The following is a 10,504-nucleotide window of genomic DNA, read 5'->3' as shown; positions in this document are numbered from 1 at the left end:
CTGAGCGGACGCGGTGCCGTGCCCCGACGGGGCGCGGGTAACGGCGCGACCAGCCACGACGAGCCCGCTGTCTCGCAGCGAAAGATGTGGGGCGCCCGGAATCTCCCGGGCGCCCCTCATCCACGTACAAGCAAGCGCAGCGTCTAGCTCGCCGCGTCCTCCCGGCGCACCGAAAGCAGATCCTCCAGCTGTTCCTCCCGCGCCTGCGCCGCGACGAACAGCAACTCGTCCCCCGCCTCAAGGGAATCATCCGCGGTCGGCGCGAGGACGCGCGTGCCGCGGATGATCGTGACCAGCGAGGTGTCCTGGGGCCATTCGACGTCGCCGACCTGCGTGCCCGCCAGGGCCGACTCGGGCGGCAGCGTCAGCTCGACGAGGTTCGCGTCGCCGTGGCTGAAGCGGAGCAGCCGGACGAGATCGCCGACGCTGACCGCCTCCTCGACGAGCGCGGACATCAGACGCGGCGTGGAGACCGCGACGTCGACGCCCCAGGACTCGTTGAAGAGCCACTCGTTCTTGGGGTTGTTCACGCGGGCGACGACCCGCGGGACGCCGTACTCGGTCTTCGCGAGCAGCGAGACGACCAGGTTGACCTTGTCGTCGCCCGTCGCGGCGATGACGACGTTGCAGCGCTGCAGCGCCGCCTCGTCCAGCGAGGTGATCTCACAGGCGTCGGCGAGCAGCCACTCGGCCTGCGGGACGCGCTCGACCGAGATGGCGGTCGGCGCCTTGTCGATGAGGAGAACCTCGTGCCCGTTCTCCAGGAGCTCACCGGCGATGGACCGGCCCACCGCGCCCGCTCCGGCAATGGCGACCCTCATCAGTGACCTTCCTCGGGGCCTTCGGCGAACGCCGCTTCGACCTTTTCCACTTCGTCCGTACGCATCATCACGTGCACCAGGTCGCCCTCTTGCAGCACCGTCTGCGAGGTCGGCAGGACCGCCTCGCCCAGCCGGGTGAGGAAGGCGACGCGTACGCCGGTGTCCTCCTGGAGTCGGCTGATCTTCTGCCCGATCCAGGCGTCGGACGCGTGCACCTCGGCGAGCTGTACGCCGCCGGTGGGGTCGCGCCACAGCGGCTCGGCCCCGGAGGGCAGCAGCCTGCGCAGCATCTGGTCGGCGGTCCAGCGGACCGTGGCGACGGTGGGGATGCCGAGGCGCTGGTAGACCTCGGCGCGGCGCGGGTCGTAGATGCGGGCCGCCACGTTCTCGATGCCGAACATCTCGCGGGCGACCCGGGCGGCGATGATGTTGGAGTTGTCACCGCTGCTGACGGCGGCGAACGCGCCCGCATCCTCGATGCCGGCCTCGCGCAGGGTGTCCTGGTCGAAGCCGATGCCGGTGACGCGGCGGCCGCCGAAGCCGGAGCCCAGGCGGCGGAAGGCGGTGGGGTCCTGGTCGATCACGGCGACCGTGTGCCCCTGTTGTTCCAGGGTCTGCGCGAGAGCGGATCCGACTCTCCCGCAGCCCATGATGACGATGTGCACGCCCGTCCTTCCGGCTGTGTCAATACTTTTTGCTCAGGCTGAACGGTAAAAGCGTCTCAGACCGACGCCCAAGCTACACACGCGCGGTCCGTGCGGGGCACCCCCGTGCACGGTGCGGATCTCTCGGGAACGTGTTCAGTCGACGCTGCGCAGCAGGCTCTCGACCTTCTCGAGGCGGTGGCCGAGCTCGACGAGCTGCAGCCGGTTCGCCTCCTGCTCGGACCTGGCACGCTCGACGGCCTCCTGATACCCCTGCATCGCCTCGGCGTACTGGCGGTCGCGCTCGCGGTTGCGCTGCGTCTGGAAGTACGCGACCGCCACGATCGCGCCGGCGAGTATCAGGAAGAAGGCGACCGGGATGATCACGTCGTCCATTAAGACCCCTCAGGTGAGTGCTGTCCTGCCCCGTCCGACGTGTCCTGCTGGACGGCCGCGAGGATCGTGTCCACATTCAACCGCACGTCGAACGGCGCCAGTTCGAAGTATTTGAGCGCCTTGCCGTCGCCGGAGAGCTCCAGGCGGCCGACGACGAGACCGGCCTTCTCCAGGCGTTCGAGGTGCATGTAGAGCAGGGGCCGGGAGACGCCGAGCCGCCGCGCCAGTTCGCTGACGTACAGCTGCCCCGGGGCGAGCTCGGTGATGATCCGGATCCGCTGGGCATGGCCGACCGCGGAGAGAAAGGCGAGCAGCTCTTCGCTGTCCATGGCCCGCCTTTGCGCTGGTCCCGAAACCTGTCAGCCAAGGCTTACGCATGGCGGGTTCCAGTGTCAATCCGCCGTCCCTCGGCTCGTATGACAGTTGACGGCTCGTTCCTTCACCTGTCAGTCTCCACTTACACATGAAGGTCAGTACGCGACGAAGAGGCGGGGATGGTCATGAGGAAGCGATCGGTCACGGTGCGCGTGGCCCGGTGGAGTGCGCTGCATCCGTGGCGCGCGGTCATCGGCTGGCTGGTGTTCGTCGTGCTGTGCCTCGGGGGCGGGATCGCCGCCGGCATGAACAGCGCGACCTCGGAGGACTTCCGCGTCGGCGAGGCGGGCCGCGCCGAGGCCCTGGCGACCGAGGGCGGCGTCCAACTGCGGTCCACGGAACACGTGCTGATCCGCGCCGCGTCGGGCCCGCTGGACAAGGGGGCCGCGGACGCCGCCGTCAAGGACATCACCGCCCGGATGAAGGCCCTGCCGGAAGTCGCATCGGTGGCGGACCCGGTGCGCTCCGCCGACGGACGGGTCCTGCGGGTCCAGGTGGAGCTGAACGGCTCCGAGCAGGACGACCAGGAGAACGTCCCCCCGCTCCAGGCCCAGACCGAGGCAGCCGCCAAGGCCCACCCGGACCTGGTCATCGAGGAGACCGGCGACGCCTCCGTGAGCAAGGGCGTCGACGGCCAGCGCGACAAGGACCTGCAGTTCTCCGAGGCGATCACGCTGCCCATCACGCTGATCACGCTGGCCGTGGTCTTCGGCTCGGTCGTCATGGTCGGCGTGCCGCTGCTGCTCGCCGTCACCTCGATCATGGCGACGATGGGCCTGGCGATGCTGGCCTCGCACCTGCTGCCCGACACCGGCGTCGGGATGAGCATGATCCTGCTCATCGGCATGGCCGTCGGCGTCGACTACACGCTCTTCTACCTCAAGCGCGAACGTGAGGAGCGGGCCCGCGCGGGCGGCCGCCTCACCTCCGAGGCGCTCGTCGAGGCCGCCGCCGCGACGGCGGGCCGCGCGATCGTCGTCTCCGGGCTCGCCGTGATCGTCTCCACCACCGCGCTCTTCCTGGCCGGTGACGTCATCTTCGACTCCCTTGCCACCGGCACCATCCTGGTCGTCGCCGTGGCCGTGATCAGCTCGGTGACGGTGCTGCCCGCACTTCTGGTCAAGCTCGGCCGCCGGAGCGAGCGCCGCACGGCCAAGCGCATCGCCCGGGGCAAGCCCGTCCGGACGCGCGACGAGACGAACCCCGGCCGGCTGTGGAGCGCCCTGCTCACGCCCGCCCGCAAGCACCCCGCGCTGACCCTGTGCCTCTCGGTGCTCGTCATGCTGGGGCTCGCGCTGCCCGCGCTGAACCTGAACCTCAAGAACCCGGCGCGGGACAGCTTCTCGCGCGAGATCCCGGCCATGAAGGGGTACGACAGGCTGCTCGAAGCCTTCCCTGAGCTGCGCGTCCGGCACCTGGTCGTGGTGCGGGCCGAGGCCTCGCAGGCCGGCGACGTACGCGATGCCCTGACGGCTCTCGACCGCAAGGCGCAGTCCGACCCGCTCTTCTCGCACCCCTCAGGTGCTCCGCTCCTCCGCTCCTCTGAGGACCGCAGGACCACCACCCTGGAGCTGAACTCCCCGCATCCGACGTACTCGGAGAAGGCCGAGGCCTCGCTCGACCACCTCCGTGACGACTACCTCTCCGCGACCGTCGACAAGCTGCCCGGCGTCGAGACGGCCGTCACCGGCGAGGTGCCGCGCGGCACCGACTACGTGACGCACCAGAACGAGAAGCTGCCGCTCGTCCTCGGCTTCCTGCTCCTGATGACCTTCGTCATGACGGTCTTCGCGTTCCGCTCCGTCGTCCTCGGACTGCTCGGCGCCGTCCTCAACCTGCTCTCGGTCGGGTCCGCGCTCGGACTGCTCGTGCTGGTCTTCCAGGGCGACTGGGCCGAGGAGTTGCTCTCCTTCGTCTCACTCGGCGGCATCTCCTCGCGCGTACCGCTCTTCCTCTTCGTGATCCTCTTCGGGCTCTCGATGGACTATCAGGTGTTCGTCGTCAGCCGGATCCGCGAGGCCGCGCTGAACGGCGTACCGACCCGGCAGGCGGTCCTCGACGGCATCGCATCCTCCGCCAAGGTCGTCACCAGCGCCGCCATCGTCATGGTCACCGTCTTCGCGAGCTTCGTGATGCTGCACATCCTGGAGATGAAGCAGATGGGCTTCGTCCTCGCGGTGGCCGTGCTGCTCGACGCGTTCGTGATTCGCGTCATGATCCTGCCCGCGGCGCTGCTGCTCCTCGGCCGCGCCACCTGGTGGCCGTCCCGCGCGATCCGCCGCGCCGAGGCCCTCGCGGCGCAGCGGCACGGGGCGCAGATGGCCGCCGACCAGCGTCCGTTCACCGGGCAGGGGGTGGCTCGGCATGGCTAACCGGAGCAGTTAGGGGGTGGTGGGTGGGCGGGCACCCATTCGAACGCTTACGATCCTCTGCGTGTCCAAACTGACCGACGTGCCCAAACGGATCCTCATCGGGCGCGCACTGCGCAGCGACCGGCTGGGGGAAACCCTCCTCCCGAAGCGCATCGCTCTACCGGTGTTCGCCTCCGACCCGCTCTCCTCCGTGGCGTACGCGCCGGGAGAGGTTCTGCTGGTCCTCTCCATCGCGGGTGTGTCGGCGTACCACTTCAGTCCCTGGATCGCGGTCGCGGTCGTCGTGCTGATGTTCACGGTCGTCGCGTCGTACCGGCAGAACGTGCACGCGTACCCGAGCGGTGGTGGCGACTACGAGGTCGCCAACACCAACCTCGGCCCCAAGGCCGGGCTCACCGTCGCCAGCGCACTGCTCGTCGACTACGTCCTGACCGTGGCCGTCTCGATCTCATCGGGCATCGAGAACCTCGGCTCGGCCGTCCCGTTCGTCGTCGAGCACAAGGTGCTCTGCGCGGTCATCGTCATCGTGCTTCTTACGCTGATGAACCTGCGCGGAGTCAAGGAGTCCGGGAAGCTCTTCGCCATCCCGACCTATGTGTTCGTGGCCGGCGTCTTCATCATGATCGCGTGGGGAGCCTTCCGGGGCTTCGTCCTCGACGACACGATGAAGGCGCCCACCGCGGACTTCGAGATCAAGGCAGAGCACGAGGGCCTGGCCGGCTTCGCCCTCATCTTCCTTCTCCTTCGGGCCTTCTCCTCCGGCTGTGCCGCGCTCACCGGCGTCGAGGCGATCAGCAACGGCGTCCCCGCCTTCCGCAAGCCGAAGTCCAAGAACGCCGCGACGACGCTCGCGCTCATGGGCGGCCTGGCCGTCACCATGTTCTGCGGCATCATCGGCCTCGCCATGGCGACCGACGTCAAGATGGCCGAGAACCCCGCGCACGACCTGATCGACCAGGGCGTGGCCGTCGGCAGCGACTACGTCCAGAACCCGGTGATCTCCCAGGTCGCCGAGGCCGTCTTCGGCAACGGCAGCTTCCTGTTCATCGTGCTCGCCGCCGCCACCGCGCTGGTCCTCTTCCTCGCGGCCAACACGGCGTACAACGGCTTCCCGCTGCTCGGCTCGATCCTCGCGCAGGACCGCTACCTGCCGCGTCAGCTGCACACCCGCGGCGACCGGCTCGCCTTCTCCAACGGCATCGTGCTCCTCGCGGGCGCGGCGGCGATGCTCGTCTGGGTCTACGGCGCGGACTCCACCCGCCTCATCCAGCTGTACATCGTCGGCGTCTTCGTCTCCTTCACGCTCAGCCAGATCGGCATGGTGCGGCACTGGAACCGCCATCTGCGCAGCGAGAAGGACCAGGCCAAGCGCCGCCGCATGGTCCGCTCCCGCGCGATCAACACCTTCGGCGCCTTCTTCACGGGCCTCGTCCTGGTCGTCGTACTCGTCACCAAGTTCACGCACGGCGCCTGGGTCGCGCTGCTCGGCATGGTGATCTTCTACGGGGTGATGACGGCGATCCGCCGCCACTACGACCGCGTGGCCGAGGAGATCGCGGCGCCGGAGACCCCCACCGACGACAGCGTGCGCCCCTCCCGCGTCCACTCGATCGTCCTGGTCTCCAAGATCCACCGCCCGACGCTGCGTGCTCTCGCGTACGCGAAGCTGATGCGCTCGGACACCCTTGAGGCGCTCAGCATCAACGTCGACCCGGCGGAGACCAAGGCCCTGAAGGCCGAGTGGGAGAAGCGCGGCATCACCGTGCCGCTGAAGATCCTCGACTCGCCCTACCGCGAGATCACCCGGCCGATCATCGACTACGTGAAGAACCTGCGCCGCGAGAGCCCGCGCGACGTGGTCAGCGTGATCATCCCCGAGTACGTGGTGGGTCACTGGTACGAGCACCTGCTGCACAACCAGAGCGCGCTCCGGCTCAAGGGCCGTCTGCTCTTCACCCCGGGCGTGATGGTGACGTCCGTCCCCTACCAGCTGGACTCCTCCGAAGCCGCCAAGAAGCGGGCCCGCAAGCGGTCCGAGTGGAACGCGCCGGGTTCGGTGCGCCGCGGCCCGGTCGAGAAGCGGGTGAAGCAGCCGACCAACAAGGGCTGAGCCGCGTCAGGCGGCTGATTGGCGAGCGGCCGGACCACACCCACGTAGACTGGTGGGCTGTTGTCCGGCCGTTGCGCCGTTCCGGTGCCGTTCGATCCCCCTTTACGTTGTGGAGTCACCCGCCATGCAGGCAGAACCGAAGAATTCGCAGGCGGGGGACTCGCTGGACGCGCAGGACTCACTGGTGGGCCAGGAGTACGAGGTCGAGGTCGGCCCCGTCGCCCACGGCGGCCACTGCGTCGCGCGCACGGCAGAGGGCCGGGTGCTGTTCGTCCGCCACACGCTGCCCGGCGAGAAGGTCGTCGCACGTGTGACGGAGGGCGGCGAGGGCTCCCGCTTCCTGCGCGCGGACGCGGTGACGATCCTGGAGGCGTCCAAGGACCGCGTCGAGGCGCCGTGCCCCTACGCCGGCCCCGGCCGCTGCGGCGGCTGCGACTGGCAGCACGCGAAGCCGGGCGCGCAGCGCCGCCTGAAGGGCGAAGTCATCGCCGAGCAGCTTTCGCGCCTCGCGGGCCTGACCCCGGAGGAGGCGGGCTGGGACGGCACGGTCATGCCGGCGGAGGGCGACAAACTCCCGCAGGGTGAGGTCCCGCAGTGGCGCACCCGGGTGCAGTTCGCGGTCGACCCCGACGGCAACGCGGGCCTGCGCCGCCACCGCTCGCACGAGGTCGAGCCGATCGACCACTGCATGATCGCCGCGCCCGGCGTCACCGAGCTCGGCATCGAGAAGCACGACTGGTCCGGCATGGCCTCGGTGGAGGTGATCGCGGCCACGGGCTCCCAGGACCGCCAGGTCATCCTGGAACCGAAGCCGGGCGCGCGCCTTCCCCTGGTCGAACTGGACAAGCCGGTGTCCGTCCTCCGCATCGCCGAACAGGACGGCGGCGTCCACCGCGTCCACGGCCGCCCGTTCGTCCGCGAACGCGCCGACGGCCGCACCTACCGCGTCGGCAACGGCGGCTTCTGGCAGGTCCACCCGAAGGCCGCGGAGACGCTGATGCTCGCGGTCATGCAGGGCCTGACGCCCCGCAAGGGCGACACGGCCCTCGACCTCTACTGCGGCGTGGGCCTGTTCGCCGGCGCCATCGCGGACCGGGTCGGCGAGAAGGGCGCGGTGCTCGGCATCGAGTCCGGCAAGCGCGCGGTGGAGGACGCCCGCCACAACCTCGCCTCCTTCGACCGCGTCCGCATCGAACAGGGCAAGGTCGAGTCGGCCCTGCCGCGCACGGGCATCACGGAGGTCGACCTGATCGTCCTGGACCCGCCGCGCGCGGGCGCGGGCAAGCAGACGGTCCGCCATCTGACGGGCCTCGGCGCGCGGCGCATCGCGTACGTGGCGTGCGATCCGGCGGCGCTGGCGCGGGACTTGGGGTACTTCAAGGAGGGCGGGTACAAGGTGCGGACGTTGCGGGCGTTTGATCTTTTCCCAATGACGCATCATGTCGAATGCGTCGCGATCCTTGAACCTGCGACAAAGGGCAGCCTCTGACCTGCCGTCAGGCACGGGACCTCGGTCGTGATGTCCGCCGAGGCGAATAGCCAGGTGGCTGTAGCGGGTACTCGGTCTCGACGAGAACGGGACGCCCGTGATCGTCGAGTTTACAAACGCGGCACCGATGCCGACGTCATCAACCAGGGCCTCTTCTGCATCGAGGACGCGTGCTGAAACGGCGCACATCACGGCCGGACCAGCCGTCCGTCCCGCACGAACGTCCGCAGCAGCATGTCGCCCCCCCCCGCGTCCCTCAGACGTACCGGTAGATCTTGGACATGTCATCCAGCTCGTCCGGCGTCACGTCCCACGGTGGGAGCAGCTCGTGCCGGGCGACGATCCGCCGGTACTGGTCGCTGTCCGGTCCGGGCGGCTTCGCCGGCAGGTAGCGGTGGTTGCGATGGCGTTTCCGCCAGCGGGACCACTGCAGGTCCACGAAGGCGTGATGCAGCCAGAAGACGGGGTCGTTGACGGATCCGGCGCCGACCATGGCGCCCCCGACCCAGCGGTGCACCCGGTTGTGGCAGCGCCAGGAGTCCCGGCCGCTGCCCCGCCCCCACCCCTCCAGCTTGTTGCGGAAGCCTCGGCTGACCGTCGAGTTCCAGGGTGCGACGTCGTAGACGGGGTCGGCCAGCGCATGATTCACATCTGCCTTGGTGGGCAGGCCGATCGGACCGCGGGAGCGGCCCAGGTCCCGGGTGAGGTAGTCGGCCTCGGTGACGCCCGTCCCGATGGTCCAGCTGCCCGCCCGGTAGGCGAACGGGCCGGTCATCACCTGCCGGTCGCCGGGCCTCCCATTGCCGCCGAGCAGATCGTCGGTCCACGGCAGCGAGGTCGTCTTGCGGTCCCGGGTCCAGTCCCAGTACGGCACCGTCACCGAGGAGTCGATGCGGCGCAGCGCGTTCTCCAGGTCCAGCACGAACTTGCGGTGCCAGGGAAAGAAGGAGGGCGTCGTGTGGGCGACGCGCAGGCCCCGGTCGCCGTCCCCGGTGAAGTGCGTGATGTGCACGCGTACGAACTCGTCGTACTCGCCCCGCCGTTTGAGCTCAAGGAGCGCCTCGACGAACCGCCGACGCTCGGTGCGCGTCAGCTTGCTCACGTTCTTACGCACGTACACCATGCTGCGCCTCCAAGTGCGGATGCCCGCCGCCGAGCGGCCCGGGAGCCAGATCGCGCAGCCGCTCGCGAGGCCCGAGTTCGTCGACGGCCGCGCGGGTCGCCTCCAGCGGGGTCTCGTAGCAGCTGTAGTGGTCGACCATGCTCAGCCAGGTGCCGTCGGCCCGGTGCATCAGATGCAGCGGCTGGCCGTCCACGGTGACGTGCCAGGCGACGTCGAGGTCGCCGAGGCCGCCGTGGGAAGCCGGAACGCCCTGGATGCGGCGGCCCCGATAGGTCTCGTCGAAGGGACTTTCGGCGCCGGGGCCCGGTGGCCGGTCGGCGGACTGCGGGGGGCGGGAGCCGGTGATGACGGGGGCGACCGCCAGGGCGGAAGGGGCGAGGAGTATCCGCGCCGCCTCCCGCCGCGTCCATCCCCCGGGTTCGCTGCCCACCGGGGTGTCCGCGCCCTGGACCCCACCCGCCGAAACCCCGCCTGCGCTGACGGTCATCGCTCACTCCTCGTACGGTTCGTTCTCCGTACGAGTAGCAGTTCAAGGGCGCCGAGCGGTCACCGCCGAAGCGTCACCACGGCTGTGTCGCCCCGGGTGCAGCAATGGTCAGCTCGTCCAGAAATCCCACCAACGGGTCAGGGTCGGCATGCCGACGATGCCGATGTGCGGCACCGGAAGGGCGGCGCGGGCAGGAAGCCGCGGCGCAGAAGCTGCCGACCTCGTTCTCGCCCTCCTCCGAGGTCCACAGAGCCGGCCACGCCCCCGGCACTGCCGGTGAGTATTTCGAGGAGGCCACTGAATTTCATATTTACGGCCATGCATGCGGACCAGTCGAACCGGAAGCACCATAGGATGAATTGATTCGCGGACTAGATGTAAATTCCGTAGAATTCCCTCGCGCATTGCATTCTTCACCCTTGCGACTTTCACGCGTACGGAGTAACGAGCCGTTTTTGCGGTGCCGATGGACTGCTATGTTCTCCAACCGTCGGATCAGAGGTACTTTCAAGCGAGGTAAATCATGAAGAAGGCAGTCCTCACCACTGCGGCGTTGGCGATCGGGGCGGGTCTTGTGGGTGGTTCCGCCGCGGCGGCGGGGGCCCGGCCGCCCGGGTGGCGGTAGCCCGGCGGCGCCCGGCGCCGGGCGGCGCCCTCCCACGTTAATCCCGCGATGGTGGCGGCGGG

General features: G+C 69.3%; 10 protein-coding genes. 3 read left to right on the top strand and 7 right to left on the bottom strand.

What is annotated here, in order from left to right; all coding sequences use genetic code 11:
- Positions 1 to 143: 143 nt before the first annotated feature.
- From ACFWY6_RS20555 to ACFWY6_RS20540, 4 genes are all read right to left on the bottom strand, one after another.
- A complete protein-coding gene (locus tag ACFWY6_RS20555) occupies positions 144 to 821 on the bottom strand; it encodes a potassium channel family protein (protein ID WP_384692222.1) in 678 nt (225 codons plus the stop codon).
- Positions 821 to 1,486 (bottom strand): TrkA family potassium uptake protein, encoded by a 666-nt coding sequence (locus tag ACFWY6_RS20550; RefSeq protein ID WP_266871370.1) that lies wholly within the window; start codon positions 1,484 to 1,486, stop codon positions 821 to 823. Before ACFWY6_RS20550 ends, ACFWY6_RS20555 begins: the two co-directional genes overlap by 1 nt.
- Positions 1,487 to 1,621: 135 nt before the next feature.
- On the bottom strand, positions 1,622 to 1,861 hold the full coding sequence (locus tag ACFWY6_RS20545; protein ID WP_266871371.1) for a hypothetical protein: 240 nt from the start codon (positions 1,859 to 1,861) through the stop codon (positions 1,622 to 1,624).
- Entirely contained in the window at positions 1,861 to 2,190 is a 330-nt protein-coding gene (locus ACFWY6_RS20540; RefSeq protein WP_266871372.1) for a winged helix-turn-helix domain-containing protein, read from the bottom strand. The genes ACFWY6_RS20545 and ACFWY6_RS20540 overlap by 1 nt, the downstream gene beginning before the upstream one ends.
- Positions 2,191 to 2,361: 171 nt before the next feature.
- Here ACFWY6_RS20540 and ACFWY6_RS20535 point away from each other — a divergent pair, with 171 nt between their 5' ends.
- From ACFWY6_RS20535 to ACFWY6_RS20525, 3 genes are all read left to right on the top strand, one after another.
- On the top strand, positions 2,362 to 4,608 hold the full coding sequence (locus ACFWY6_RS20535) for an MMPL family transporter (RefSeq protein WP_384692218.1): 2,247 nt from the start codon (positions 2,362 to 2,364) through the stop codon (positions 4,606 to 4,608).
- A 61-nt stretch (positions 4,609 to 4,669) separates the two neighbouring features.
- Positions 4,670 to 6,718 (top strand): APC family permease, encoded by a 2,049-nt coding sequence (locus tag ACFWY6_RS20530; protein WP_384692216.1) that lies wholly within the window; start codon positions 4,670 to 4,672, stop codon positions 6,716 to 6,718.
- Positions 6,719 to 6,842: 124 nt separating this feature from the next.
- On the top strand, positions 6,843 to 8,207 hold the full coding sequence (locus tag ACFWY6_RS20525) for a class I SAM-dependent RNA methyltransferase (protein ID WP_384692214.1): 1,365 nt from the start codon (positions 6,843 to 6,845) through the stop codon (positions 8,205 to 8,207).
- Positions 8,208 to 8,463: 256 nt separating this feature from the next.
- Here ACFWY6_RS20525 and ACFWY6_RS20520 read toward each other — a convergent pair whose 3' ends face one another.
- The 3 genes from ACFWY6_RS20520 to ACFWY6_RS20510 form a co-directional block, all read right to left on the bottom strand.
- Entirely contained in the window at positions 8,464 to 9,330 is an 867-nt protein-coding gene (locus ACFWY6_RS20520; RefSeq protein WP_384692211.1) for a tyrosinase family protein, read from the bottom strand.
- The gene (locus ACFWY6_RS20515) at positions 9,314 to 9,817 is read right to left on the bottom strand and encodes a tyrosinase family oxidase copper chaperone (protein ID WP_384692208.1); all 504 of its coding nucleotides are present in this window, start codon (positions 9,815 to 9,817) and stop codon (positions 9,314 to 9,316) included. Before ACFWY6_RS20515 ends, ACFWY6_RS20520 begins: the two co-directional genes overlap by 17 nt.
- A gap of 507 nt (positions 9,818 to 10,324) precedes the next feature.
- The coding region (locus ACFWY6_RS20510) for a hypothetical protein (RefSeq protein ID WP_384692206.1) at positions 10,325 to 10,504 on the bottom strand (180 nt) is incomplete at its 5' end.

The sequence above is a fragment of the Streptomyces sp. NPDC059037 genome (assembly GCF_042740015.1).
GTDB lineage: Bacteria > Actinomycetota > Actinomycetes > Streptomycetales > Streptomycetaceae > Streptomyces.
The sequence above is the reverse complement of the archived record's forward strand: the minus strand, read 5'-3'. Positions and strand labels throughout refer to the sequence as shown.

Bases quoted from the DNA above. Each gene is read 5' to 3' on its own strand.
- ACFWY6_RS20555 (WP_384692222.1), bottom strand. From the start codon at position 821: ATGAGGGTCGCCATTGCCGGAGCGGGCGCGGTGGGCCGGTCCATCGCC.
- ACFWY6_RS20540 (WP_266871372.1), bottom strand. From the start codon at position 2,190: ATGGACAGCGAAGAGCTGCTCGCCTTTCTCTCCGCGGTCGGCCATGCC.
- ACFWY6_RS20525 (WP_384692214.1), top strand. From the start codon at position 6,843: ATGCAGGCAGAACCGAAGAATTCGCAGGCGGGGGACTCGCTGGACGCG.
- ACFWY6_RS20520 (WP_384692211.1), bottom strand. From the start codon at position 9,330: ATGGTGTACGTGCGTAAGAACGTGAGCAAGCTGACGCGCACCGAGCGT.
- ACFWY6_RS20545 (WP_266871371.1), bottom strand. From the start codon at position 1,861: ATGGACGACGTGATCATCCCGGTCGCCTTCTTCCTGATACTCGCCGGC.
- ACFWY6_RS20535 (WP_384692218.1), top strand. From the start codon at position 2,362: ATGAGGAAGCGATCGGTCACGGTGCGCGTGGCCCGGTGGAGTGCGCTG.
- ACFWY6_RS20515 (WP_384692208.1), bottom strand. From the start codon at position 9,817: ATGACCGTCAGCGCAGGCGGGGTTTCGGCGGGTGGGGTCCAGGGCGCG.